We start from the raw sequence: 26,219 nt of genomic DNA, 5'->3' as shown, positions 1-26,219 counted from the left end.
GCCCGATTGTCACAGCGGCCGCATAGGCTGGTCCGATGCAGGAGCAGTACCGGACGCTCGCCCACGAGGGTGTCCACGAGATCGAGATCAACAAGTCCCGCTTCCTCTGCGCGCTCGCGCCCGTCGCGACCGAGAGCGAGGCCCAGGACTTCCTCGCGCGCGTCCGCAAGGAGCATCCGACCGCGCGCCACCACTGCTGGGCGTACGTCCTCGGGGCCGACGGCGGCGTGCAGAAGGCGAGCGACGACGGGGAACCGGGCGGCACCGCGGGCGTGCCGATGCTCCAGATGCTGCTGCGGCGCGAGATGCGTTATGTCGTCGCCGTCGTCACCCGCTACTTCGGCGGCGTCAAGCTAGGCGCCGGCGGTCTCATCCGCGCCTACGGAGGCGTCGTCGGGGAGGCGCTGGACGTGCTGGGGACGGTCACCCGGCAGCGGTTCCGGCTGGTCACGGTCACCGTCGACCACCAGCGGGCGGGGCGGGTCGAGAACGACCTGCGGACGACGGGACGGGCGGTGCGCGAGGTGACGTACGGGGCGCAGGTGCACATCGAGGTCGGGCTTCCGGAAGCGGAGCTGGACGCCTTCCGTGCCTGGCTCGCGGACGCCACTGCCGGCACGGCGGAGCTGGAGCTGGGCGGGGAGGCGTACGGGGAGCTCTGAGCGACCCCGGGGGCGGTGGCGGCCGCGGAAAGTTCCGCCCGGACCGGTGCGTCCGGCCGCCGATCGTGTCAGCCTGTGGCGCGGCGGTGACGGGCCGCGGAACCCGGTGTGCGTACCGGCACGAGAGGGGCTGACCGATGCCTGAACTCCTCGACGAGCGCGTGGGCTTCGTCCGCAGGATCGGGTTGTTCCAGGCCACCGCCATCAACATGAGCCAGATGTGCGGCATCGGCCCCTTCGTGACCATCCCCCTGATGGTCGCCGCGTTCGGCGGGCCGCAGGCCGTCATCGGGTTTCTCGCGGGCGCGGTGCTGGCACTCGCGGACGGGCTGATCTGGGCCGAGCTGGGCGCCTCGCTGCCCGGCGCGGGCGGCAGTTACGTCTATCTGCGGCAGGCGTTCCAGTACCGCACCGGCAAACTGATGCCGTTTCTGTTCGTCTGGACGGCCATGCTGTTCATCCCGCTCGGGATGTCCACCGGCGTGATCGGCTTCGTCCAGTACCTCGGCTACCTGTGGCCGGACATGAGCCAGGGGCAGGGCGACCTCGTCGGCATCGCGGTCACCGTCGGCATCGTCGTCCTGCTGTGGCGGCGGGTGGAGAACATCGCCAGGCTCACCGTCGTCCTGTGGACGGTGATGATCGCCTCCGTCGCCCTGGTCATCGTCGCCGCCTTCACCCACTTCAGCCCCGAGCGCGCCTTCAGCTACCCGGCGCGCGCCTTCGAGCTGACGGCAAGTCACTTCTGGATCGGTTTCGCGGCCGGCCTGACCATCGGCATCTACGACTACCTGGGCTACAACACCATCGCGTACATGGGGGCCGAGATCCGACGGCCGGGGCGGACCATCCCGCGCGCCGTGCTCTCCTCGATCCTCGGCATCATGGCGATCTACCTGCTGCTGCAGATCGGCACGCTGGGCGTCGTGCGCTGGCAGGAGATGCTCGACCCGCACTCCACGGCGTCCACCTCCGTCGCCTCCGCCGTACTGGAGCGGGCCTGGGGCAAGGCCGCCGCCGACACCGTCACGGTGCTCATCCTGATCACCGCCGTCGCGTCCGTCTTCACCGGGCTCCTCGGCGGCTCACGGGTGCCCTACGACGCCGCCCGAGACCGGGTCTTCTTCCGCCCGTACGGCAAGCTCCACCCGCGCCACCGCTTCCCCGTCCTGGGCCTGCTCACCATGGGCGCCGTGATGGCGACGGGTTTCCTCATCGGACGCCACACCGACCTGGCCACCATCATCCAGCTGCTGACCACGGTCATGGTGATCGTGCAGGCGCTGGCCCAGGTCGCCGCGGTGACCGTGCTGCGCCGCCGGCAGCCGGGGCTGCGGCGCCCGTACCGGATGTGGCTCTACCCGCTGCCGAGCGTGGTGGCGCTGGCCGGCTGGCTGGTGATCTACGCCTACGCGGACGAGAACTCGCCCGGACGGCACCCCGTCGAATGGTCGCTGGCCTGGGTCGCGGCCGGGGTGGTGGCCTTCCTGCTGTGGGCCCGCCACGAAAAGGAGTGGCCGTTCGGACCCAAGCGGATCGACGAGCGGTATCTGCACGGGGCCGATCCGGATGCCGAGCGGCCGGCCGGGGACGAGGCCGGACCGGCCGGCGCCGAGGGGGCCGTCGGAGCGGCCGGCTGACGGCTGCCCGACGGGCGCCCACCGGTGTCGGGGCGAAGTCCGCCTGCCCGTGCGGCATACGGTCGCCGAACTCGGCCAAGGGCAAGGGGAGTTGGCTGGGCGAAGAGGGGGCGGGTGCGGCGGCTGATTGTCCGTACGGCGGATGTGCGGCGTCCGGCGTGGGTACCGCGATGCCGCATCCGGCGGGTGGAGCCGGGCGAATAATGACAGAAAGGTATGAATTCAGGGGATACGGTACGCAGACAGTCGACAGGGACGGAAGCGCGGACATGGCAGCGGACAGGGGAATCCCGTCGGACGGCCTTACCGGGCGGAAGGCGTCGTTCGACGTCGCGGACGCCACCGTGTTCCTTCTCGACGCCCGCGGGCGGGTCGAGAGCTGGCCCACCGCGGCCGGCCGGCTGCTCGGGCACTCCGCCTCCACGGCCGTCGGCCGCCCCGCCGCCGAGCTGCTGGCCCCCGACGACGCGGCCCGGGTGCCGGTGCTCGCCGCGGAGTGCCGCGAGCGGGGCGGCTGGTCCGGGCTGCTGTCCGCGCTGCGCGACGACGGCGGCGTGACCGGCATCCTGGTGCAGGTGGCCCGGGTGACGGACGGCGAGGGTCGACTGCACTGGCTGGTCCTGGCCACGGAGGCGCCGCCCGCGCACGGGTGGGAGATGGGCCGGGAGGTGCTGGAGCGCATCGTGACCGCGTCCCCCGTCGGCATGGCCATCGTGGACACCGACCTGCGGTGCGTCTGGGCCAACCCCGCCCTGGAGCAGTACGGCGGCGGGCCCGCCGCCCAGCGCATCGGGCGGCGCCTGGGCGAGCTCCAGCCGCGCCTGGACACCGCGGCGCTGGAGGCCCAGATGCGCCGGGTGCTGCAGACCGGCGAGCCCGTGACCGGCTACGAGCACACCGGCCGGGTGGCGGCCGACCCGTACCACGACCGTGCCCAGACGATGTCCTTCGTCCGCCTCGACGACCCCGAGGGCCGGCCCATGGGGCTGTGCTACACGGTCGTCGACGTCACCGAGCACTACCGCTCCCGCCGCCAGATGGCCCTGCTGGACCGGGCCGGCGAGTACATCGGACGCACCCTGGACGTGATGCAGACCGCCCAGGACCTCGCGGACGTGGCGGTCCCGGAACTCGCCGACTTCGTCACCGTCGACCTGCTGGACTCGGTGGTCAGGGGCGAGGAACCGCAGCCCGGGCCGCTCAGTGACGCCGATACGGTGCTGCTGCGGCGGGCCGGCCAGCAGTCGCTGCGGCCGGGCGTACCGGAGGCCGTGATCGAGATCGGCGGCCTGGCCAGCTACCACGCCTGGGCGCCGCCGATCCGCGCGCTGGCCGGCGGCGGGTCCTGGCGGGCCGGACGGCTGGATCCGGGCTCCGCCGCGTGGGGCGAGGCCCCGGACGGACGCCATGTGCAGTTCGAGGAGCTGGGACTGCACACCGTGATGGTGGTCCCGATCCGTGCCCGCGGCACCACGATGGGCGTGGCCTCGTTCTTCCGCAGCCAGGGCGACCAGGCGTTCACCGACGACGATCTGCGGCTGGCGGAGGAGTTCGTCGCCCGGGCGGCGGTGTGCATGGACAACGCCCGCCGCTACACCCGGGAGCGCGAGTCGGCGCTCGCCCTCCAGCGCAGTCTGCTGCCCCAGGCGGTGCCCGCGCAGGACGCGGTGTGCGTGGCCTCCGCCTACCGGCCGGCGAACGAGCTGGGCGACGTCGGGGGCGACTGGTTCGACGTGCTCGCGCTGTCCGGCGCCCGGGTCGCCCTGGTGGTCGGCGATGTGACCGGGCACGGCCTCGACGCCGTGGCCACCATGGGCCGCCTGCGGACCGCCGTACAGACCCTCGCCGCCCTCGATCTGCGCCCCGAGGAGCTGCTCGGGCACCTCGACGACGTGGTCGGGCGGGTGGTGCGCGAGGAGAAGAGCCGCCGGGCGAGGCCGGGCGCGCTCGGCAGCAGCTGCCTGTACGCGGTCTACGACCCCATCGACCGGCGGTGCACCATGGCCAGCGCGGGCCACCCCGTCCCCGCCGTGATCGCCCCCGACCACACGGTCACCTTCGTCGACCTGCCGGTGGGGCCGCGGCTGGGCGTCGGCGGTCTGCCCTTCGAATCCCACGAGTTCGAGGTGCCCGAGGGCAGCGTGCTCGCGCTGTACACCGACGGCCTGCTGTCCGGGGCCCCCACCGGGCGCGGCGAGCCCCCCGGCAAGGAACGGCTGCGGCAGACCCTCGCGGCGCCGGCCCCGACCCTCGACGCGCTCTGCTCCCACGTCATCGACGAGCTGGTGTCCGTCCGGCCGCAGGACGACGTGGCCCTCCTGCTGGCCCGGACCCGCGTCCTGGACCCGGAGCGCCGCGCCCTCTGGGACCTGCCCGCCGACCCGGCGATCGTCGCCGAGGCCCGCGCCGCCGCCACCGGGCAGCTGGAGCGCTGGGATCTGCACGAGCTGGTCTTCACCACCGAACTGGTGGTCAGCGAGCTGGTCACCAACGCCCTCCGGCACGCCACCGAACCGATCCAGCTGCGGCTCATCCTGGGGCGGACCCTCATCTGCGAGGTGGCCGACGGCAGCAGCACCTCGCCGTACCTGCGCCATCCCCGTACCACCGACGAGAGCGGCCGCGGTCTCTTCATCATCTCGCAGTTCGCCGACCGCTGGGGGACCCGCTACACCACCACGGGGAAGGTCATCTGGACCGAACAGGCCCTCCCCGGCCAGGACGCGTCCTGACCTCGGCGTGCCAGGGGAGCGCGGAGCCGCGCGCCGGTCCGGGGCGGGGAAGAGATGTTGAGGGATTGAAGAAGTTCTTCAGGGTACGGGCAAAGGCGACCAGCTCCACTGAAAAGAGGTGCTCATGCCCCTCCAGCCCGTGCACGACAGCCCCGTTCGGACGCGGCACCCGTTTCTGCTGCGCGCGATACGCCGGCGGAAGCATCCCCCGCTGCGGCGCACCGACATCACGGTGACGGATGAGAAGTCCGTCAAGAGAGCGGTGAAAGCAGCCGCGTTGGGCAACGCCATGGAATGGTTCGACTTCGGGATCTACAGCTATCTCGCGGTCACCATCGGCAAGGTTTTCTTCCCGCCGGGCAACGACAACGCGCAGATTCTCTCCTCCTTCGCCACGTTCGCCGCCGCGTTCCTGGTCCGTCCGCTGGGCGGCATGTTCTTCGGACCACTGGGCGACCGCATCGGCCGTAAGAAAGTGCTCTCGCTCACCATGATCATGATGGCGTCGAGCACCCTCGCCATCGGCCTGGTACCGGGTTACGCGTCCATCGGCTTCTGGGCGCCGGTGCTGCTCATCGCCTCCCGCATGCTCCAGGGCTTCTCCACCGGTGGCGAATACGGCGGCGCCTCCACCTTCATCGCCGAATACTCGCCCGACAAACGGCGCGGATTCTTCGGCAGCTTCCTGGAATTCGGCACGCTCATCGGTTACACCACCGCGGCCGGTCTGGTGACCGTACTGACCGTCGCACTGCCGCATTCCGCCATGCAGTCCTGGGGATGGCGGGTACCGTTCCTGGTCGCCGCGCCCATCGGGCTGATCGGCCTCTATCTGCGGCTCAAGCTGGACGAGACGCCCGCATTCCAGAAGCTCGCCGACGACGACGGATCCGCGGCCGATACCGCGTCGCACGCCGGTTTCCTGCAACGGATGCGGGGTCAGTGGCGCGCCATGGTGCTGTGCGTCGCACTCGTCGCCGCCTTCAATATCACCGACTACATGCTGCTGTCCTACATGCCCACCTATTTGTCGAACACCCTGGGCTACGGCACCACCAGCGCACTCGTCTCCATCATCGTCGTGATGCTGGTGCTCATGGCGGCCATCACCTTCGTGGGCCGGTTCTCCGACCGGATCGGGCGCAAGCCGGTCCTCATGGCCGGCTCGCTCGGCTTCCTGGTGCTGGCCGTGCCGAGCTTCCTGCTCATCCGGCACGGCACCACGGCCACCGTCTTCGCCGGCCTGCTGCTGCTCGGGCTGTGCCTGCTGCCCTATGTGAGCGTCATGTCGGCGTCCCTGCCGGCGCTCTTCCCGACCCAGGTGCGCTACGGCTCCCTGTCGATCGCCTTCAACATCTCGGTCTCGCTCTTCGGCGGTACCACCCCGCTCGTCATCGAGGCGCTGATCGGCGGCTTCCACGACGACCTGGTGCCGGCCTACTACACGATGGCCGCCGCGGTCGTCGGAGTGGTGGCCACCGCGGCCATGAAGGAGAGCGCGCGCAAGCCGCTCAAGGGATCCCCGCCGTCGGTCGCGACGAAGGACGAGGCGATCGACCTCGTGGAGTCGCAGCACGCCTGACCCGCGGAGGGACGGGACGCGGACGGCGCCGCCGCGCGGCCGGTGCTGCCGCGTCGCGCATGAGTCTCAAGAGGCCCGGCCGGCCGGGAAATCCGACCGGGGAATGCCGCCTGCCGCGAATAGCGTTCACGCTGGCCCGCGGTCAGAAATGCCGGGCAATGGCCGGGAGTCGACCATGCCTTTGTGCGCGTCGTCAACGGCGATTGCCTTCCGTGCGGCGGAAAGACGCGGAAAATCGCTGCGCTGCGCGCCATGCATACGTTCGAACTCCTGGGGCACGCGGTGTTCTATCGCCGGAACGGACAACCGGACCCGGTACACCGAACCGGCGTACCGGCATCACTACGACGCCCAATGGACGGGATCATGGCGACAACCGAGAGCACGGAAGGCAAGAGAGGACCGCAGCGCATCGGCGCCCCGGCGGCAATGCGCCACGCGGCCGGGCAACTTGCTCAGCTGCTCGGATGCGAACTCGGCGCGGTATCCGCGCTCAAGGCCACCGACGAGGGCTGGTCCGCGGACGTGGAAGTCGTCGAGATCGAACGCATTCCGGACACCGCGAGCGTGATGGCCTCGTACCGCGTGCAGCTCGACGCACAGGGCGAGCTCCTCGGATACGAGCGTATCCGCCGCTATGCGAGGGGCCAGATCGACCGCTGAGCCGGCGAACGCCCGCCACCCTCCGTACCGACCATGAGCTCGCCCAGCCGACAGGAAGGGAAGAACATGAGTGTCGTTCAGCAATCCAACGCACCGAACAGCGGGAGCGGCTCGGGAAATCTCTACGACGTCCTTGAGCTGATACTCGACAGGGGGCTCGTCATCGACGCCTTCGTCCGGGTCTCCCTCGTCGGTATCGAAATCCTCAAGATCGACGTACGTGTCGTCGTCGCGAGCGTGGACACCTATCTGCGTTTCGCCGAGGCGTGCAACCGGCTCGATCTGGAATCGGGCCGAAAGGCGCCGAGCCAGCTCACCGATCTGGTCGGGGAGGCGACCGAGAGCGGCGCCAAAGGAAAGTCGAAAGGCGCACTGACCGGCGCGGTCGAGGCATTCAGCGAGTCCTTCCAGAAGGGGCGCGACGAATCCGAGGAAGAGGAGGAGCGGCCGGCGCGCAAGTCCTCCTCGTCCAGCAGCCGCCGTACCGCCCGCCGCCGAGAGGAGTGACCCATGGGGACCTACGTCTACGCCATCACCGAGGCCGGCCACCCGCTGAACCTCGACGGCGTCCACGGCATCGGTGACCCGGCAGCCGAGCTGCGCACCGTCCGGACCAAGGACCTGAGCGCGGTGGTCAGCGACGCGCCGCCGAACCTGCGGGCCAAGCGCCGGGATCTGGTCGCCCACCAGGGCGTGCAGGACCGGCTGATGGCCGACGGCGCCGTACTGCCGATGCGCTTCGGACTCGTCGGCCGGGACGACGACCAGGTCGCGGCGGTGATGGAGGAGCAGCGCGACGCCTACACCGAGCGCCTCAAGGAGATCGGTGGCCGCCTGGAGTACAACCTCAAGGTCGCCCGCGACGAGGATGACCTGCTGCGGGAGATCATGACCGACTCCGACGAGATACGGCGGCTCAACGAGCGCACCCGCCAGAATCCCGGGGCGCACCAGGACCGGATGGCGCTCGGTGAGCGGGTCGCCCGCGAGGTCCAGGCCCGCCAGGAGCGCACGGGCTCCGAGCTGGTCGCCCGGCTCGCCGCGGAGGCGGAGCGCACCGCGGTCGCCGAGCCGACCAAGACCCACTTCCTGAACGTGTCGTTCCTCGTCACCCGGGAGCGGGCCGCGGCCCTCTCCCAGGCCGTCCACGAGGAGGCGGCTCGGCGCGGTGACGCCTACGCGTTCAGCCTGCACGGCCCGCTGCCGCCGTACAGCTTCGTCTGAATCCGCCCGAACCCCGCCGAGCGGAGGACTGCCCCATGGGCCTCATCACCGACCTGCTGACCTTTCCGCTGGCCCCCGTGCGGGGCACGGTCTGGGTGCTCGACCAGGTGCTGCTCACCGCGGAGCGCGAGTACTACGACCCGGAGCCGGTACGCGCGGAACTGGCGCAACTGGAACGGGAGTTGGTGGAAGGGCGCATCGAGGACGAGGAATTCGACCGGCGTGAGGACGAACTGCTGGACCGCCTCGAATGGCTGGAGGCCAACCAGCAGCGGCTCCGTACCGACTCCTGAGCACGAGGAGAACGAGGTGTACGCAAGATGATGACCAACGCCAAGATAGGCGTGGCCCTCGCAGGGGGCTACGTGCTGGGACGCACGAAGAAGGCCAAGCTGGCCATCGGCCTGGGCATGTACCTCGCCGGCAAGAAACTGAACCTGGATCCGAAGCAGCTGGGGAAGCTGGTCGCCAATTCACCGGTCCTCGGGCCGCTCAACGACCAGGTGCGCAGGGAGCTGGTGGACGCCACGAAGTCCGCGGCCACCAGCGCGCTCACCCAGCGCATGTCCGGACTCGCCGACTCCCTGCACGAGCGGACCCTGGACCTCCGGGACGCGGGCGGCGACGCGGAGGCGGAAGAGCCGGACGCGCCGGACGCGTCGGACGGGCCCGAGAAGGCGGACGACGCCGGCCGGGCCAAGGAGTCCGCGTCGGCGACGCGCAGCAAGAGGCCGGCCAAGTCCGCCAAGGCGTCGGCGTCCGCCAAGGCGTCGGCGTCCGCCAAGACGTCCCCGTCGTCCAGGTCCGCCAAGTCCGCCGCGGGCAAGGCGTCTTCCGGGGCACGCAAGACCGCCTCGTCGGCGCGTAAGACCGCCTCGGGCGCCCGGAAGACCGCGTCCGGGACGGCGCGCAGGAAGCCCGCCTCGCGCAAGACCTCCGACCGTGGGGGCAGCGATGAGTGAGTCCACGTTCAGCAAGGTGAAGGACGAGGTGACGAAGAGCCCCGCCGCCGAAGACCTCAAGGAGGAGTTCCAGCGGTACCTCCAGGCCCGTGCGCAGCACGCCGTCACCAACCTCGGGCACAAGCTGGGCCAGAGCGTCACCAAGCTGGGCCAGCCGGGCCAGGGCGGGAGCGGGCTGGCCGGCAGCCTGGCGAAGGGCGGCAAGGCCCTCGCCGAGGGCAGCTCACCGGCCCAGGCCGCGCTGACCGCCGGAACCTCGCACGTCAAGGACGCCGTCAAGGACAAGGTCAAGAGCCTGTTCGGCAAGGGCCGCAAGAGCGGTGGCGGCAAGTCCAAGAGTGTGACGATCGTCGAGGACATCGACGTCGGCGTGCCCGTGCGCGAGGCGTACGACCAGTGGACCCAGTTCCAGGAGTTCAGCACCTTCGCCAAGGGCGTCGTCAGCGTCGAAAAGGCCGACGACACGACCAGCAACTGGAAGGTGAAGGTCGCCAAGTCCACGCGCAGTTGGCGGGCGAACGTCACCGAGCAGGTGCCCGACGAGCGCATCACCTGGACCACCGAGGGCGCGAAGGGCACGGTCAAGGGGGTGGTGACCTTCCACCGCCTCACCGACAACCTGACGCGGGTGCTGCTGGTGCTCGAGTACTTCCCCAAGGGCCTCTTCGAGAAGACGGGCAACATCTGGCGCGCCCAGGGCCGCCGCGCCCGCCTCGACCTCAAGCAGTACCGCAAATTCATCATGATGCGCGGCGAGGCCACCGACGGGTGGCGCGGTGAGATCCAGGACGGCAAGGTCGTCGTCGAGCACGCGGACGCCGTCGAGGACGAGCGGGAGGCCGCGGACGAGGCGGACGACGAGCGGGAGCCCGCGGACGACGCCGAGAGCGACCCTGCCGAGGACGGCTACGAGGACGAGGACGACGAGGCCACGTACGAGGACGACGACGCGTACGAGGACGAGGGCGACGACGAGGGCGACGACGAGGACGAGAGCCGGGACCCCGACGCCGAACTCGCGGACGACGGCGACGACGTGGCGGACGAGGGCGACGGTGAGGCCGGCGCTGAGGAATTCGACGACGAGCGCGACGAGCGCGACGAGCGCTACGAAGACGAGGACGAGGACGAGGACGACGAGCCCGACGAGGACGCCGGCACGGGCCGTCGCTCCCGGCGCCGTCCGGCCGTCGCCCGTAGCTGACCCTTTCCGACCGTACAGACAGGGCTGATCTCGTGTCCGATTCACTGGCCGGCCGGATGGGGCCCGCCGCCACGGCGTCCCCGTACGGCGGGCAGGGTTCCTCCGCCAACCTGGCCGACATCCTGGAACGCGTGCTCGACAAGGGTGTCGTCATCGCGGGCGACATCCAGATCAACCTGCTCGACATCGAGCTGCTCACGATCAAGCTCCGGCTGCTCGTCGCGTCCGTCGACAAGGCCAAGGAGATGGGCATCGACTGGTGGGAACACGACCCGTCGCTCTCCTCCCGGGCCCGCCCGCCCCAGCAGGTCTCCGCCGCGCCCGCCCCCACGGCGGACGGCGAGCAACTGGCCGCCGAGAACGCACAGTTGCGGGCGGAACTCGCCGAACTGCGGGCCGCCGTGGGCCTGCCGAAGGGCTCCGCGCGGGCCGACGGGGACGCGTCGAAGACGGCACGTGAGGAGGAGCGGTGAACACCGAGGCAGAGGCGCCGGAAGCGGCCGTCGCGCCGGACGACCGGCCGGACCCCGCCGCCACGATGTCCTACGTGTACGCCGTCAGCCGTGCGGGCACCGCGCTCGACACGGCGGCGTCCCGGCTCGCCGGGCTGGAGGACGGCCCGCTGCGCACGGTCACCGCCAAGGGCCTGGCGGCGCTGGTCTCGTCCGTGCCGGCCGGTGCGTACGGGGAAGCGGGCATCAGGGCGCGGCTGGAGGACCTGACCGAGCTGGCGGCCCTGGCCCGTACGCACCACGCGGTGGTCGAAGCCGCGTACGCCGGCACGACGGTGCTGCCCATGCGGCTGGCCACGGTGTACCTGGACGACGCCCGGGTCCGGGCGATGCTCGAAGAGCGCGGCACGGACTTCGCGGACGCGCTCGGGTGGCTGGAGGGACATGTCGAGCTGGGGGTGAAGGTGTACGCGGATCCGCGGGAAGCGGCCGCCGCCCCGCCTCCGGCCGCGGACCCGCCCGCCGCCGAGGGGTCCGCTCCCGCACCGGAAACGCTCAGCCCCGGCCGGGCGTATCTGCGGCAGCGCCGGCAGGAGCGGCGCCACCACCGCGACGCGTACCGCGCCGCGGGGGCCGTCGCCGGCGCCGTACCGGACCGGGTGGCCGGGCTCGTCCGGGCCAGGGTCGCGCACCGGCCGCAGCAGGGGGAACTGGCGTCGGCCGCCGGCGAGAACATCGCCAACGAGGCATATCTGGTGCCCGTCGAGGGCGTGGAGGACTTCCACCGGGCCCTGACGGGGCTGGCCGACGGGCTCCCCGGCGTCCGTGTCGAGATCACCGGCCCGTGGGCCCCCTACTCGTTCGCCACGGTGCCGGCGGCGGGCGGTCGCGCATGAGGGAGGACCGGGCTCCGGAGGTCCCAGGCGCCCCCGGGGTGCCCGGGACCTCCGGGGTCCCCGATATCGCCCACGTCTCCGATACCGCCGACGTCTCCCGTATCACCGATCTCACCGAGGAGGAGTCGCTCGCGGGGCGGCAGGTCGCCCTGATCGACCTCCTCGACCGCCTTCTGAACGGCGGGGCCGTCCTCACCGGTGACCTCGTGCTGTCGGTGGCCGACGTGGACCTGGTGCGGATCAATCTGCGGGCCGTGATCCACTCGATCACCCCCGACGACCCCGCACCGTGGTGAGGAGCGGACCGTACGCCGCTGCCGACGACCGTAATGCGCCGCAACGTTGAGGAGCGACCTCATGCAGGACCACCAGGCAGCGCCGGACCGCGCCTTCGGGGAGGCCGCGCAGGCGGCGGCGCGGGCGTTCGGACTCGTGCCGGCCGGACCCGAGGAGCAGCGGTCCGGAAGCGAGCTGGCCCAGCGCCTCAAGACCGACCCGGAGACCGTCGAACGCGATCTCATCAAATTGGTGCTGACCATCGTCGAGCTCCTGCGGCAGCTCATGGAACGCACCGCACTCCACCGCGTCGATCAGGGCGACCTGAGTGAGGCGCAGGAAGAGCGCATCGGGATGACCCTGATGATCCTGCAGGACCGGATGTCCGAACTCTGCGACCGGTACGGACTCACCCTGGACGACCTGAACCTGGACCTCGGCCCCTTGGGCTCACTGCTGCCCCGCAACGAAGCCGGGTGACGGCTCGGAAATCAGGCGTCGTGCGTCACATTCCACCGCCTCGATTCACGCAATAACCGACCTGACAGCGCGCCAGTTCCCGTGCGAGACACGCTCGATGTGGCAAGTGGACGTCGTCTCCGATTTGCACGACATGGATTTTGTCCATACTGTGCTCCGGGCAGCTACGGGGGCTGACGTGCAAGGTTGGCAGTTGGAGCTGTTGCATTCTCGCCCCTTCGTGGCGTGACGCAGAGGTAAAAGGTCTCTGCGCCGATATGAATGGGGGATTCGGGGAATGCGAAATAATGTGCGGCGTCTCGCTGTCATAGCCATTGGCGGAGCTTTCGTGCTGGGGGTAGCTCCTGCAGAGGCGACCGAGCTCTACGCTGCCACCTATGGTTCTTCCGGCTGGGTGAGCCCGCAGCATGCTTATGCCTACGCAAAGGACAAGAAGGCGGACGGTGATCCCGTCTACAGCCGTTACGGCCGGGAAGTCGGAGCCGGCGAAACGTACACTCTGCACAACAAGAGTGGCAACGGCACCACCGCGACGAGCGGCGCGGGAGCGTATATCTACACGCTGCGAAGCTGCGTCTCGCTGGACTGGGAACCCGACACCTGCGCCTGGTCGGACTAACTTCCCGATGTACCGCCTGATCCACCGGTGAGGGCTCCCTTTCCTGACGGCCCGGCAGCCCAGCAAAGCTGCCGGGCCACAGCAGCATCTAGCGAGGCATATCAGCATGGTTGATCCGATCCCCGCCGCTCACCCGATACTTGGTCTCAAAGACCTGAGATACCGCATCGGCGAGCGTCAGCTGCTCAGAGGGCTCACCTTGGATCTCGCGCCTGGCGAGTCCGTGGCGGTGACCGGACCGAGCGGCAGCGGGAAGAGCACCTTGCTGTCGCTGGTCCTGGGTCTTGTGACCGCAGGCAAGGGGCAGGTTTCGGTGGCCGGCCGCGACATGTCAGAGCTGCGGGGCAAGCGTCTGGCTCGGCATCGGGCGCGGCACCTCAGCATGGTGTTTCAGTTCGGGGAGCTCCTCCCGGAACTGACCCCCGTGGAGAATGTGGCACTCCCGGCCCTGCTGGCCGGTGAGTCCCGGCAGGATGCTTACGAGCGGGCGGCCGGCCTCCTGCGCGAGGTGGGCGTTACCGGAACCTCGGCCACCACGGGTGAACTGTCCGGCGGTGAGCGCCAACGGACAGCTGTGGCCCGCGCGTTGATGAACAAGCCCTCGTTGATCCTGGCCGATGAGCCGACCGGTTCGCTGGATCCCGCCGCGCGCAGCGTGGTGGCCGATCTGCTGTTCTCGCTGCCGGAGCGATGGGGGTGCGGGCTGCTGGTGGCCACGCACGATCCGAGCGTGGCGGCTCGTGCCCACCGGCACCTGAGCCTGCACGACGGGCTCCTGCACACCGAACGGGTGGCGACATGACCAGAGTGCTGCGTGACATCGGGTTCGGGACGCGGTGGCAGATGCTGCGGATCGGCCGGGCCGCCCGGCAGGGCCGCGCGGGGAGTGGCACTCGCTTCGTCGCGCTGTCGTTCGCCACCGCGGCACTGTGCCTGGCCCTCACCTCCCTGGTGGCGGTCTGCGCCGGCTACGCCGGGACCGAGGAGCGTACGGCGGCCCGCAGCCCGCAGCGGGTGGCAGCCGGTCACGGCACCACGCTCGCCCGCTATTTGCTCAAACAGGACACGCTGAGTGACGCACGCGGGTACACCGTTGTCTATGTGGAACCGGTGAGCTCTGCCGCGGCCCCGCCGCCCGGCCTGACCTCATGGCCTTCGCCCGGCGAGGCGGTGCTCTCACCCGCCTTGCTCCAGGCGGGGGCGCACGAGCACATCAGCGAGCGCTATGGCAGACCCGCAGGGACGATCGCCCCGGAGGGACTGGCTTCACCCGGTGAGCGCTTCGCCTACGTCCGGCCCGTGCACAGCATGCGCGGGATGGCGGAGGCACGCCCCATCCACGGATTCGGTACCGTGCCGGAGTGGGGCAGCGGGGACTTCACCAACCAGCGTCCCATCTGGGAGTTCCTGCTCACCGTCTGCGGATTTCTGCTCCTCCCCGCGGGCGCCTGCCTGGTGCTGGCCGCCCGCATGGGCGCTGACGAACGAGACCGGCGTACCGCCCTCGTCGCCGCCCTGGGCGCCCTGCCGGCTCACCGCCGGCTCATCGTCATCGGCGAAGCGATCCTGCCTGCGGCTCTGGGAGCGCTGGTCGGAGTGGTACCCGCCGTGGTGGGCTGTCTGATCAATGTGCCGGTGCCCTTTGCGCAGTTCACTCTCTACGCCCCGGACCTGCGCGCCCATGCCCCGTGGCTGGTCGCTGCGGCAGTGCTGTCGCTGGTGCTGACGCTCGCCGTAGTCACGGTGATGCACCGCCACCGGCCCGCGGCCGCAGCCACCCGCCCCCGTGCGGGCCGTGCCGCCCTCACCGGATTCGCCTGCTGGGCTTGCCCGTTGTTCCTGCTGGCCGCCTCCTACGGGCCCGGACTCGCCCCCTCTCCCACACTGCGCGTCCTGCTACAGGTCTTGGGCACGCTCGGAGGCTTTGCCACCCTGCCGTCGCTCATTGCGGCAGCATGCAGAGCATTCGGCTCCGCCCTGGCGGAACTCTCCCGCCGGTGGGCCGGCCCTTCCGCCCTGATCTCGGGACGGTGGATGGCGGCTTCCGCCGCCACTACCGCACGGCTGGTGTGTTCGGTCGTGATCGCGATCGGCCTGACCGGAGAGGCGCAGCTGTGGATGTCCCGCATGGCCGAGCCGGTGCGGCAAGCGACAGCCGTGCACGAGGCGGTCGGGGACAGCGTGCTGACGGTGACCAGCCCCAAGGGCCTCACCGCGGAGTTCGCGAGGTCGCTGCCTCCGCAAGCGATGCTTGTCGCGGTTGACCACGTCAAGGGAGGCACACGTCTCACCGGCAGGTGCCAAGACCTTACGGCCCTTCACCTTCCGTGCCGTGCGGGCACGGTCACTCCGGTGACGCAGGCTGATGAGCGCCTGCGCTACGCCCTGGGGAACGGCTCCGACCTCGCTACCACCGTCACCACCCATGCGCCCGCCGGTACGAGCGATGCGGCCCTGCTGCTCTCTCGTCATGGATCCGCTCTCGACGTCGCCCGGATCAAGCGCACCGCGAACCGCAGCCTCGCCCCCGGAAGCAGCGTCAGCACACTCGGCGTCGGCTGGATCAGCGGCGGAAAGGTCCTCAGCGACCAGGCGGGCTGGCTGCTGTTCTTCGGTCTGCTGGGAACCTGCGTTCTCGCCGTGGGATTCGCGCTCAACACCCAGGCGGAGTTCCTGCGTCAAGGACGTGCCGCCGCGCCGGTGGCGGTGCTCTGCGGTCGCCGAACGGTCTTCTACGGGCTCAGCGCGTGGAGCTTGCTGGCTCCGATCCTCGCCGCGGGAGTGGCAGGAGTTTTCGTCTATTCCTGGCTTGCCCGGCCCCTGGTCGCGGACGGAGCCGCAAACACTTCGCCGACCCTGATGCTCGCCGGCCTCGGGGTGAGTGGCGTCCTGGGCCTTGTGCTGTGGGGGTGCGGAGGGACAAGCGCCGCCCGGATCGCCGCCCGCTGGCGCCCCACCGGCGACTGACCCATCTGCCTAATTTCTTCCAGAATGCTCAGTTTTCTTCTTCTCTCGTGGGCTGGATCACCGTTCTCTCGTGGGCTGGGTCACCGCACGGTTTTGATCACGGCCGACCTCTACGATCAGTGGGAGCCCGACACGGCCGCGAGGATGAGGGGCGTGCCCGGTGGAGGGCCGGCGGCAGCTAGCCTGGGGGCGGTCAGGTGGCGGCCCGGGGCCGGGCCGGGGTGTTCTGGAGGGGAAGCAGTGCAGGTCGGAGCGGACAGTTGAGATTTCTGCACACCTCCGACTGGCATCTCGGGCGGTCGTTCCACCGCGTGAACCTGCTCACCGCCCAGCGGACTTTCCTCGATCACCTGGTCGAGACGGTGCGGGCCCGGGAGGTCGACGCGGTGCTGGTCGCCGGCGACGTCTACGACCGGGCCGTCCCCCCGCTCGCCGCCGTCGAGCTCTTCGACGAGGCGCTGCACCGGCTCGCGGAGCTCGGTGTTCCCACCGTCATGATCTCCGGCAACCACGACTCCGCCCGCCGCCTCGGCGTCGGCGCCGGGCTGATGGAGCGGGCCGGCATCCACCTGCGGACCGACCCGGCCGGCTGCGGCACCCCCGTGCTGCTCAGTGACGCGCACGGGCCGGTCGCGCTCTACGGGCTGCCGTACCTGGAGCCCGCCATGGTGCGCGACACCCTCGGCGCGCAGCGGGCCGATCATGCGGCGGTGCTCGGCGCGGCGATGGACCGGGTACGGGCCGACCTGGCGGAGCGGCCCGCCGGGACGCGCTCGGTGGTGCTCGCGCACGCCTTCGTCACCGGCGGCACGGCCAGCGACAGCGAGCGCGACATCACCGTCGGCGGGGTCGCCTCGGTCCCCGCGGGCGTCTTCGACGGGGTGGACTACGCCGCCCTCGGCCACCTGCACGGCTGCCAGACCCTCACCGAGCGGGTCCGCTACTCCGGATCGCCGCTCGCCTACTCCTTCTCCGAGGCCGACCACCGCAAGACGTCGTGGCTGGTGGAGCTGGACGGGACCGGAGCGGTGCACGCGGAGCGGGTGGACGCGCCGGTGCCGCGGGCGCTGGCCCGCATCCGGGGGCCGCTGGAACGGCTGCTCGACGATCCGGCACTGGCCCGGCACGAGGAATCCTGGGTGGAGGCCACGCTCACCGACGCGGCCCGCCCGCACGAACCGATGGCCCGGCTCGTCAAGCGCTACCCGCACATCCTCAGCCTGGTCTTCGACCCCGACGAGGGGCCGGCCCGCTCGCTGGCCTCGTACGCCCAGCGGCTGCGCGGGCGCAGCGACCAGGAGATCGCCGAGGACTTCGTGGAACACGTACGGTCCGGCCGGGCCGCCGATGAGCGGGAGCGGGCCGAACTGCGCTCGGCGATCGACGAGGTGCGCGCCGAGGACATGACGGCGGAGGTGGCGCGATGAGGCTGCACCGGCTCACCCTGACCGCCTTCGGCCCGTTCCGCGGCACCCAGACCGTCGACTTCGACCGGCTCGCCCGCGACGGGCTGTTCCTGCTGCACGGGCCGACGGGTGCGGGCAAGACCTCGGTGCTGGACGCGGTGTGCTTCGCGCTGTACGGGTCGGTACCCGGGGCGCGGCACAGCGGCCAGGCGCTGCGCAGCGACCTGGCCGATCCGCAGACCCTCACCGAGATCGTCCTCGAACTGACCGTGGCCGGGCGGCGGTTGGAGATCACCAGGCTGCCCGAGCAGCCGCGCCCCAAGAAGCGCGGCAGCGGTACGACGAGGGAGAAGGCGCAGAGCAGGCTGCGGGAGTTCGTACCGGGCGAGGCCGGGGCGGACGGCAGCTGGAAGGCGCTGAGCCGGTCGCACCAGGAGATCGGTGAGGAGATCGGGCAGCTGCTCGGCATGAGCAAGGAGCAGTTCTGCCAGGTCGTGCTGCTGCCGCAGGGCGACTTCGCGCGCTTCCTGCGGGCCGACGCGGAGGCCCGTGCCCGGCTGCTGGGCAGGCTCTTCGACACCCGCCGGTTCGCCGCGCTCGAAGAGCGGCTCAACACCCGGCGTCGGGCGGCCGCCGACCAGGTCGCGGCCGGCGACGAGCGGCTGCTGGCGCTCGCGCACCGGATGGCGCAGGCGGCCGGGGAGAGCGCCGACTTCGACGGCCTCGACGACTTCACCGGTACGTCGGCCCCCGCGGCGGGCCGGGCCGGGCGGGCGGCGCAGGGCGCGGCCGGGCGCGCCGCGACCGGCCGGCGCGGCCGTGCGGAGGCCGGCGGGTCGGGTATCGCGACGGTGACCGCGACCGTGCCGGGCCAGGCGGGAGCCGCCCGGCGGGGCGCGGCGGTCCCCTCCGTGGGACCGGCCGGTGCCGACGCCCCCGCCGCACCCGCGGTGGGCGAGCCGGGATTCGCCGACGCGGTGCTGGCCAGGGCCGCCGTCGCCCGGGTGAGCGCACGCGAGCGGCTGGCGGTCGCCCGCGCCGCGGTGCGCGCCGCCGAGGAGGCCGAGCGGACCGCGGCCGGGGAGCTGGCCGAGGCCCGTGAGCGGCACCGGCTCCAGCAGCGGTACGCGGACGCCCGGCGCCGCGCCGACCTGCTCGACACGGACGCCGAGGAGCGGGCCCGTACCCGCGACCGGCTGGCGCGGGCCCGCGCGGCCGCCGAGGTCGCGCCCGCGCTCGCCCTGCGCGACGCCGCCTGGCGCGAGCTGGACGCAGCACAGCGCGCCGAGCGCACGCACCGTGGCCCGCTGCCGCCCGCGCTCGCGGACGCCGACGGCGACCGACTGGCGGCGGAAGAGCGGAAGGCGCGGGAGGACCTGGGGTCCCTCGCGGCCGCCCGGCGGGCCGAACGGCGGGCCGCGGACCTCGGCCTGGAGCGCGCCGCCCTCGACCGCGAGGCGCGCGCCGACGAGCAGACGCTGGTGGACGCCGCGGACTGGCTCGCCGCCTGGGACGGTGTCCGCCGCGCCCACCAGCAGCGCATCGAAGCCGCGCAGGAAGCCGCGGTCCGGGCCGAGCAGCTCGGCGCGCGGATCGGACCGGCCGAGGACCGGCTCGCCGCGGCCCGCCGACGCGACCGGCTCGACGACGAAGCGCGCTCCGCGGAAGGCGCACTGCTCGCCGCCAGGGAGCGGGCCGCGGCCGCCCACGAACACTGGCTCGACCTCAAGGAGCGGCGGCTGCGGGGCATCGCCGCCGAACTCGCCGACGGACTGCGCGACGGGGAGGCGTGCGCGGTGTGCGGTGCCACCGCGCACCCCGACCCGGCCCGGGCCGGCGCCGGGCACGTCGACCGGGCCACCGAGGAGGACGCGCTCGCCGCGCACCACCGAGCCGAGGAGGCCCGGCAGCAGGCGGAGGTCCACTGCCGGACCCTCGGCGAGGCACTCGCCGCGGCGACGGCGGCGGCCGGTGACGCGGCCACCGGCGAACTCGCCGCAGAGGTCGAGGAGTTGGGCGCCGCGCTGACCCGCAGCCGTGCGCTCGGCGCGGATCTGCACGCGGCGCGCGAGGCGCTGGACCGCGCCGAGCGGGAGTACGAACGGCGCCGCGCCGAGCAGCAGCAGGCCGAACGCCGGTCCGCCGCCCGGACCTCGCACCGCGAGGCCCTGGACCGCGAACAGGCTGCGCTGGACGAGGAGTTGACCCGTGCGCGGGGCGACAGTGCGAGCGTCGCGGAGCGGGCCGCCCGGCTGGAGCGGCAGGTGGCGCTGCTCGCCGCGGCGGCCGAGGCGTCCCGTACGGCGGCCTCCTGCGCCCAGCGGCTCAAGGAGGCCGACGCCCGGGCGTCCGACGCCGCCTACGGGGCCGGCTTCGACACGCCACGGGCCGCCGCCGAGGCGCTGCTGAAGGACGACGAGTGGCGTGCGCTGCAGCAGCGGCTCGACGACTGGCAGAGCGAGTCGGCCGCGGTGGAGGCGGAGCTCGCCGACCCCGAGGCGCTCGCCGCGGCCCAGCTGCCGCCCGCCGACCCGGACGCCGCGTACGCCGCCGACCAGGCCGCTGCCGAGCGGCTGCGGACCGCCGCGGCGGTCCAGGCGGCGGCCGAGGAGCGCTGCGCCGCCCTCGACCGGCTCTCCGCCCGGGCCGAGGACGACGTCCGCCGGCTGGCCCCGCTGCGCGCCGACCACGACCGGATCGCCGGGCTCGCCGCGCTGGCCGCCGGCACCTCCAGCGAGAACGAGCGCCGGATGCGGCTGGAGTCCTACGTCCTCGCGGCCCGGCTGGAGCAGGTCGCGGCCGCCGCCGGGGCCCGGCTGCAGCGGATGTCGGCCGGCCGCTACACCCTCGTGCACTCCGACGAGCGGGCCGGCGGCGCCCGGCGCTCGGGCCTCGGGCTGCACGTCATCGACGCCTGGACCGGCCACGAGCGGGACACCGCCAGCCTCTCCGGCGGCGAGACCTTCTTCGCCTCGCTGGCGCTGGCGCTCGGCCTCGCCGACGTCGTCACGGACGAGGCCGGCGGCACCCGGCTGGACACCCTCTTCATCGACGAGGGGTTCGGCAGCCTGGACGAGCAGACCCTGGACGAGGTGCTGGACGTCCTGGACTCGCTGCGCGAACGCGACCGCAGCGTCGGGATCGTCAGCCACGTCGCCGACCTCAAGGCGCGGATCCCCGCCCAGCTGGAGGTCGTCAAGGACCGGTCGGGCTCGACGGTCCGGCATCGCGTACGCGGCTGAGCCGGGCCGTCAGCGGGGCGGCGGGCCGCAGCTCACCGGCCGACGGGGCGGCGGGGGAGCGGTGAGGAGTAGACGACGCTGGTCGTCACCGAGCCGAGGGCGCCGATCCGGCCGGACACCTCCTCCAGATGCCGCATCGAGCGGGCGGCGACCTTGATCACGAAGCAGTCGTCGCCGGTGACGTGGTGCGCCTCCAGGATCTCCGGGGTGGTCTCCAGCAGATCGTGGAACGGCTTGTAGTTGCCGTTGGGGTACCGCAGCCGGACGAAGGCCAGGACCGGCAGGCCGACCCGCTCGGGGTCGACGACCGCGGCGTAGCCCGAGATCACCCCCGCCTCCTCCAGCCGCCGGACGCGTTCGGTGACCGCGCTGGCGGACATGTTCACCGCGCGGGCCAGCTCGGCGTAGCCGGCCCGGCCGTTGTGCTGAAGGACGTCGAGGATGCGCCAGTCGGTGGCGTCGGGGGAATAACCGGTCATCTGCGCTGTCTAGCAGTGGAATCACCGGCAGATCAAGGGTTTTGCCGGTGATCTTCACTTCTGGGCCGTGCGGGCGGACCGTAAATTATCGGCCATGATCACACCGACGCCGCAGACCGCAGCCGACGCCGCCCCCAGCGCCGTCCTCGCCACTCCGCCCGCCGCGCCCGCCGACGCCGCCGCGTACTTCGCCGCCCGCCTCGCCTTCCACACCGATGTCGCCGATGTGCACACCGCGCTGGCGGCCGGTGCCACCGACTTCGTCGTCGTCGACTCCCGCAGCACCGCGGCCTGGGACCAGGGACACGTCCCGGGCGCCCGGCATCTGCCCACCGCCCGGATCGCAGCGGACGCGGCGGGCCTGCTGGACCGGGCGGTCCCGGTCGTCGTGTACTGCTGGGGCCCCGGCTGCGACGGCGCCACCCGCGCCGCCCTCGCGCTCGCCCGGCTCGGCTACCGCGTCAAGGAGATGCTCGGCGGCATCGAGTACTGGATCCGCGAGGGATACGAGGTCGAGACCTGGCAGGGCCCCCGGCGCCGGCCCGCCGACCCGCTGACGGCACCCGTGGGAGCCGAGGACTGCGGCTGCTGAGGCAGCCCGCGGCCCGGCCTACGCGCCACCCGGCGGCCCCGCGCGCACAGCCCGAAAACCGGGTGCCGCCCGGTCCCGCGGCCGCCATGCTGAGGTGTCATGACACACGACGACGGCACCCCGCCCGCCGACGCCCTGCGGCGCGACCCGCTGCCGCTGCGCGGGCGTACCGCCCTGGTCACCGGTGCCAGCCGGCGTCGCGGCATCGGATACGCCGTCGCGCGGCGGCTGGCCGCGTACGGCGCGAGCGTCTATCTGCACCACCACGTGCCGCACGACGCCGGTCAGCCCTGGGGAGCCGACCCGGGCGGCCCGGAGGCGGTCGCCGACGGGGTGCGCGAACTCGCCGCACCCGGAGCGGTGGTGGCCCACGGGCCGGCCGACCTGGCCCGGCCCGACACACCCGCCCGCCTCATCGACACCGCCGCCGAGGCGCTCGGCGGCCCGCTCGACATCCTCGTCGCCAACCACGCGCTCAGCGGCCGCGACGGCCCCCTCGACGCCGTCGACGCGGCGATGCTCGACGCCCACTGGGCGACCGACACCCGCTCGGTGATCCTCCTCGCCCAGGCGTACGCCCGCCGCCGCGCCCCGGGACTGCCGGGCGGGCGGATCGTGCTGATGACCTCGGGCCAGGACCAGGGCGGCGGCATGCCCGACGAGGTCGCCTACGGCCTCGCCGAGGGCGCGCTGGCCTCGGCGACCCGCACCCTCGCCACCGCCCTGGCCGGCCTCGGCGTGACCGTGAACACCGTCAACCCCGGCCCCGTGGACACCGGTTACGCGGTCGGTGCGCTGCGCGCGCGGGTCGCCGGCCGCTTCCCCGGCGGACGGTGGGGCACGCCCGACGACCCGGCCCGGCTGATCGCCTGGCTCGCGACCGACGAGGCCGCCTGGATCACCGGTGAGGTCATCAACTCCGAAGGGGGATTCCGGCATTGACCCCGGCGGCGGGGGCTCCGGCGGTGCCGTCGATCTCGTAGGCGCGCAGCCCGTCGCGTTCCCCGGCGAACCGGAAACCGGCCCGTTCCAGGACCCGCTGCGAGGGGACGTTCTCCGGCTCGGTGAGCGCGCCCACCGTCCGCACACCGGGCTGGGCGGCCGCCCAGCCGGCCAGCAGCCGTGCCGCCTCGGTCGCCCAGCCGGCGCCGCGGGCGGACGGCGAGAGGTCGTAGCCCATCTCCACGAAGCCGGCGTCGTCCGGCGGGCCGTGGAAGCCGATGCTGCCCAGCGCCGTGCCGGCGGCCGCGTCGGTCAGCACGAAGACGCCCCAGCCGGGACGGTAACTGCCGGCCGCCGCGGCGCGCACGGCGATCCCGGCACCACCCGAGGTGGTCTCCGGCGGCACCCCGTCGACCCAGTCGAACCCGGCCGGGTCCCCGTCCGCGACCCGGGCCGCCACGGCCGGCAGCAGGGCGCGCAGCGCCACCCGCCCGGAGGTGAGCGTCAGCGGGTAGCCGGCGCCCGCGGTGACCAGTGCCTCGAACAGCGGGTGGGGGTCGGCACCCGCCGGCAGTCCGCTGACCTGCCCGTCACCGACCTCCACCACCCGCCAGACGCCGTCGGCGCGCAACGCCAGATCCGTGGTGCAGAAACGCAGCCCCAACTGCCGTACCAGCGACGCCACATGGGTCAGGTCGGGGTCGGGGCACAGTCCGGGGGTGTCGGGGTGCGGGCCGGTCAGCACCGGCTCGCCGTCCACCCACCACACCCGCGCCTCGCCCACCGCCCGGTCGTACTCCTCGAAGGCGCGCAGCACCACCCCGCCGGTCAGGGACTCCTCCTGGAGGGCGACGAACCGGCCGACGACCGCGGCGAGGCGCTCGGTGTCGGCGGCGTCCGGGACGTACGCCGCCTCCTCCCACTCGTGCTTACGCGACTTCACCCAGTCCTTGACGACCAGCGGGCAGCGCCGGCCCGGCACGGTGAGCGGACCGGCGAGCCGGGCCAGCGCCGCGGGCGCGGGCGCCACACCGGGCGCGCAGGGCAGCCAGACGCTCTGCGGCGTCAGCGGGCGGAACGCCTCGTACCAGCCGGGGAGTTCGTGCGCGGTGCGGTAGGCGGCGGGGGAGGTCAGCAGCCGGCCGCCGCGCGCGGCGAGCGCTTCGGCGAGGGCGGCGTAGCGGTCGGCGGGCAGCATCCAGCCGCGGTACCAGAGCGGACCGGCGCCGCGCGGCACCCGCGACACCGCGTCCGCGGCGTGCCCGGCAAGCAGCGCCTCGTGGTCGAGCACCGCGGTCGCCGCACCGGCCGACCGCGCCGCGGCGGCCTCCGGGGCGAACTGTGGATCGGTACGCCGGGGGTGCAGCGGATCTCCGGAGAAGAGGAAGAGCGGCCGGTCCGGCGCGGGGTCCACGGTCATGCCAATGGACCCTACGGACGGCGGCGGCCGGCCACAACACCCTTTCGCCGTGGCCGGCCGCCGCCCCGTGAGCCCCGCTCAGAGCGCCGACAGCTCGCTCAGCAGAGCGTCCAGGCCCAGCGAGCCCTGCGACAGCGCGGCCATGTGCCACGCCTTGAGGTCGAAGTCCGCGCCGTGCCGGGCGCGGGCCGCCTCCCGGCCCTTGAGCCAGACCCGCTCACCGAGCTTGTAGCCGATGGCCTGCCCGGCCATGCCCTGGTAGCGGATGATCTCGCTCTCGACGAAGTCGGCCGGGCGGCTGCTGTGCTGCGCGAAGAACTCGTGCGCCAGCTGCGGCGTCCAGCGCTCACCCGGGTGGAAGGGCGAGTCCGCGGGGATCTCCAGCTCCAGGTGCATCCCGATGTCGATGATGACCCGCACCGCGCGCATCATCTGCGCGTCCAGATAGCCGAGCCGCCGCTCGGCGCTCGTCAGGAAGCCCAGCTCGTCCATGAGGCGCTCGGCGTACAGCGCCCAGCCCTCGGCGTTGGCGCTGACGATGCCCACCGTGGTCTGGTAGCGCGAGAGCCGGTCGGCGACGTGGACCCACTGCGCGAGCTGGAGGTGATGGCCGGGCACGCCCTCGTGGTACCAGGTGGAGACCAGGTCGTACGCCGGGAAGCGGGTCTCGCCCATGGTCGGCAGCCAGGTGCGGCCGGGCCGGGAGAAGTCCAGCGTCGGCGGGGTGTAGTACGGGGCGGCGGCGCTGCCGGCCGGGGCGATCCGCGACTCGACCCGGCGGACCCGCTCGGCCAGCTCGAAGTGGGTGCCGTCCAGCGACTCGATGGCCTCGTCCATGAGCGACTGCAGCCACTGCCGGGTCTCCTCGACGCCCTCGACCGCCTCACCGTGCTCATCGCACCAGGCCAGCGCCTCCCACGGGGTCTTCGCGCCGGGCAGGACCTTCTCCGCCTCGGTCTCCATCTCGGCCAGCAGCCGGTGGAACTCCGACCAGCCGTACGCGTACGCCTCGTCGGCGTCGACGTCGGCACCGTTGTAGTAGCGGGCGAGGCGGGCGTAGCGCTCCCGGCCCACCACGTCCGGCGCGCCCTCGACGGCCGGGGCGTAGCTGTCCCGGAACCAGTCGCGCAGCTCCACCAGGGCGCCGGTCGCCACCTCGGCGGCCTCGGTCAGCTCGGCGCGCAGCGCGTCGGGGCCGGCCGCGGTGAACTCCGTGAACCAGCTGCGGTCGGTGCCGATCCACTCGTCCAACTGGCCGATGACGGTGCGAACTTGGAGCGGTCCGGCGGGCAGATCGCGCTTGAGGCCGGCGTCGAGCGCGGCGCGGTAGCCCTCCAGCGCGGCCGGTACGGCCCGCAGCCGCCGGGCGATGGCCGCCCAGTCCTCCTCGGTCTCCGCCGGGGTGACCGTGAAGACCTCACGGACGTGGTGCAGCGGGGAGCTGAGGTTGCTGACCGTGCGCAGGCGCTCGCCGGCCTCGTGCACCGCCAGCTCGGCGGTCAGCCGTTCGCGCAGCAGCCGGGCGCAGACCTGCTCGGCGGGGCTGTCCGCGCCCGGCCGGGCCTCGGCCTCGGCGAGCCGGTCCAGCGTCGTACGGGCGAGCTGGGCCACCGCCTCCTGGCCCGTCGGCGAGAAGTCGGGGAGCTTGTCGGAACTCTCGGGGATGCCGAGGAAGGTTCCGGTGATCGGGTCCAGGTCGACGAGGGCGTCGACATAGGCGTCGGCGACCTGGCGGGGCAGCGGGCCGCCGGCGGGAGTAGTGGTGTTGGACATGCCGGC

24 protein-coding genes are annotated in these 26,219 nt (G+C 72.6%); 21 read left to right on the top strand and 3 right to left on the bottom strand.

The window, feature by feature from the left end:
• Positions 1-35 precede the first annotated feature (35 nt).
• The 19 genes from OO62_RS22265 (at position 36) to OO62_RS22175 (ending at position 21,007) form a co-directional block, all read left to right on the top strand.
• The gene (locus tag OO62_RS22265; protein WP_033269289.1) at positions 36-662 is read left to right on the top strand and encodes a YigZ family protein; all 627 of its coding nucleotides are present in this window, start codon (positions 36-38) and stop codon (positions 660-662) included.
• 137 nt (positions 663-799) lie between these two features.
• Complete coding sequence (locus OO62_RS22260; protein ID WP_033269288.1) at positions 800-2,302, top strand: APC family permease; 1,503 nt, start codon at positions 800-802, stop codon at positions 2,300-2,302.
• A 269-nt stretch (positions 2,303-2,571) separates the two neighbouring features.
• Positions 2,572-5,034 (top strand): SpoIIE family protein phosphatase, encoded by a 2,463-nt coding sequence (locus tag OO62_RS22255; protein WP_051733513.1) that lies wholly within the window; start codon positions 2,572-2,574, stop codon positions 5,032-5,034.
• Between the two features lie 124 nt (positions 5,035-5,158).
• Positions 5,159-6,616: an MFS transporter gene (locus tag OO62_RS22250; RefSeq protein WP_051733521.1), complete on the top strand. Its 1,458-nt coding sequence runs from the start codon at positions 5,159-5,161 to the stop codon at positions 6,614-6,616.
• Positions 6,617-6,799: 183 nt separating this feature from the next.
• Positions 6,800-7,279 carry a gas vesicle protein GvpO gene (locus OO62_RS41575; RefSeq protein WP_323135820.1) on the top strand — a complete coding sequence of 160 codons (480 nt, stop codon included), beginning with the start codon at positions 6,800-6,802 and terminating at the stop codon, positions 7,277-7,279.
• Positions 7,280-7,345: 66 nt separating this feature from the next.
• Complete coding sequence (locus OO62_RS22240; RefSeq protein WP_033269286.1) at positions 7,346-7,786, top strand: gas vesicle structural protein GvpA; 441 nt, start codon at positions 7,346-7,348, stop codon at positions 7,784-7,786.
• Positions 7,787-7,789: 3 nt separating this feature from the next.
• Positions 7,790-8,503: a GvpL/GvpF family gas vesicle protein gene (locus tag OO62_RS22235; RefSeq protein WP_033269285.1), complete on the top strand. Its 714-nt coding sequence runs from the start codon at positions 7,790-7,792 to the stop codon at positions 8,501-8,503.
• 35 nt (positions 8,504-8,538) lie between these two features.
• Positions 8,539-8,796, top strand: coding sequence for a gas vesicle protein GvpG (locus OO62_RS22230; protein WP_033269284.1), 258 nt, complete (start codon positions 8,539-8,541; stop codon positions 8,794-8,796).
• A gap of 30 nt (positions 8,797-8,826) precedes the next feature.
• Positions 8,827-9,465: a hypothetical protein gene (locus OO62_RS22225; protein ID WP_206738444.1), complete on the top strand. Its 639-nt coding sequence runs from the start codon at positions 8,827-8,829 to the stop codon at positions 9,463-9,465.
• The gene (locus tag OO62_RS22220) at positions 9,458-10,669 is read left to right on the top strand and encodes an SRPBCC family protein (RefSeq protein ID WP_033269335.1); all 1,212 of its coding nucleotides are present in this window, start codon (positions 9,458-9,460) and stop codon (positions 10,667-10,669) included. Before OO62_RS22225 ends, OO62_RS22220 begins: the two co-directional genes overlap by 8 nt.
• 32 nt (positions 10,670-10,701) lie before the next feature.
• Positions 10,702-11,142 carry a gas vesicle protein gene (locus OO62_RS22215; protein ID WP_381566777.1) on the top strand — a complete coding sequence of 147 codons (441 nt, stop codon included), beginning with the start codon at positions 10,702-10,704 and terminating at the stop codon, positions 11,140-11,142.
• The gene (locus tag OO62_RS22210) at positions 11,139-12,017 is read left to right on the top strand and encodes a GvpL/GvpF family gas vesicle protein (protein ID WP_228332604.1); all 879 of its coding nucleotides are present in this window, start codon (positions 11,139-11,141) and stop codon (positions 12,015-12,017) included. The genes OO62_RS22215 and OO62_RS22210 overlap by 4 nt, the downstream gene beginning before the upstream one ends.
• Before the next feature lie 38 nt (positions 12,018-12,055).
• A complete protein-coding gene (locus OO62_RS22205; RefSeq protein ID WP_228332605.1) occupies positions 12,056-12,313 on the top strand; it encodes a gas vesicle protein in 258 nt (85 codons plus the stop codon).
• Between the two features lie 61 nt (positions 12,314-12,374).
• Positions 12,375-12,773, top strand: a complete 399-nt coding sequence (locus OO62_RS22200) for a gas vesicle protein K (RefSeq protein WP_033269282.1) — start codon at positions 12,375-12,377, stop codon at positions 12,771-12,773.
• A gap of 277 nt (positions 12,774-13,050) precedes the next feature.
• Positions 13,051-13,392, top strand: coding sequence for a hypothetical protein (locus OO62_RS22195; RefSeq protein ID WP_129322900.1), 342 nt, complete (start codon positions 13,051-13,053; stop codon positions 13,390-13,392).
• A gap of 106 nt (positions 13,393-13,498) precedes the next feature.
• Entirely contained in the window at positions 13,499-14,194 is a 696-nt protein-coding gene (locus OO62_RS22190; protein WP_033269280.1) for an ABC transporter ATP-binding protein, read from the top strand.
• Positions 14,191-16,359: an ABC transporter permease gene (locus tag OO62_RS22185; protein ID WP_033269279.1), complete on the top strand. Its 2,169-nt coding sequence runs from the start codon at positions 14,191-14,193 to the stop codon at positions 16,357-16,359. Before OO62_RS22190 ends, OO62_RS22185 begins: the two co-directional genes overlap by 4 nt.
• A 260-nt stretch (positions 16,360-16,619) precedes the next feature.
• Entirely contained in the window at positions 16,620-17,786 is a 1,167-nt protein-coding gene (locus OO62_RS22180; RefSeq protein WP_033269278.1) for an exonuclease SbcCD subunit D, read from the top strand.
• Positions 17,783-21,007: an AAA family ATPase gene (locus OO62_RS22175; RefSeq protein ID WP_033269277.1), complete on the top strand. Its 3,225-nt coding sequence runs from the start codon at positions 17,783-17,785 to the stop codon at positions 21,005-21,007. Before OO62_RS22180 ends, OO62_RS22175 begins: the two co-directional genes overlap by 4 nt.
• 32 nt (positions 21,008-21,039) lie before the next feature.
• Here the strand turns inward: OO62_RS22175 and OO62_RS22170 are convergent, their stop codons facing one another.
• Positions 21,040-21,486: an Lrp/AsnC family transcriptional regulator gene (locus OO62_RS22170; RefSeq protein ID WP_033269276.1), complete on the bottom strand. Its 447-nt coding sequence runs from the start codon at positions 21,484-21,486 to the stop codon at positions 21,040-21,042.
• Positions 21,487-21,580: 94 nt separating this feature from the next.
• Here OO62_RS22170 and OO62_RS22165 point away from each other — a divergent pair, with 94 nt between their 5' ends.
• Both OO62_RS22165 and OO62_RS22160 read left to right on the top strand, forming a co-directional pair.
• On the top strand, positions 21,581-22,078 hold the full coding sequence (locus tag OO62_RS22165) for a rhodanese-like domain-containing protein (protein ID WP_033269275.1): 498 nt from the start codon (positions 21,581-21,583) through the stop codon (positions 22,076-22,078).
• 99 nt (positions 22,079-22,177) lie between these two features.
• Positions 22,178-23,020 carry an SDR family oxidoreductase gene (locus OO62_RS22160; protein ID WP_033269274.1) on the top strand — a complete coding sequence of 281 codons (843 nt, stop codon included), beginning with the start codon at positions 22,178-22,180 and terminating at the stop codon, positions 23,018-23,020.
• Here the strand turns inward: OO62_RS22160 and OO62_RS41570 are convergent.
• Together OO62_RS41570 and OO62_RS22150 are read right to left on the bottom strand one after the other, a co-directional pair.
• Positions 22,992-24,440 carry a GNAT family N-acetyltransferase gene (locus tag OO62_RS41570; protein ID WP_033269273.1) on the bottom strand — a complete coding sequence of 483 codons (1,449 nt, stop codon included), beginning with the start codon at positions 24,438-24,440 and terminating at the stop codon, positions 22,992-22,994. The two genes, OO62_RS22160 and OO62_RS41570, sit on opposite strands and share 29 nt — an antisense overlap.
• Positions 24,441-24,518: 78 nt before the next feature.
• Positions 24,519-26,213, bottom strand: coding sequence for a DUF885 domain-containing protein (locus OO62_RS22150; RefSeq protein ID WP_206738445.1), 1,695 nt, complete (start codon positions 26,211-26,213; stop codon positions 24,519-24,521).
• Between the last annotated feature and the right edge of the window lie 6 nt (positions 26,214-26,219).

Source organism: Streptomyces lydicus (assembly GCF_000717345.1).
Classification (GTDB): domain Bacteria; phylum Actinomycetota; class Actinomycetes; order Streptomycetales; family Streptomycetaceae; genus Streptomyces; species Streptomyces lydicus.
This window is presented reverse-complemented; position numbering and strand designations above follow the sequence as displayed.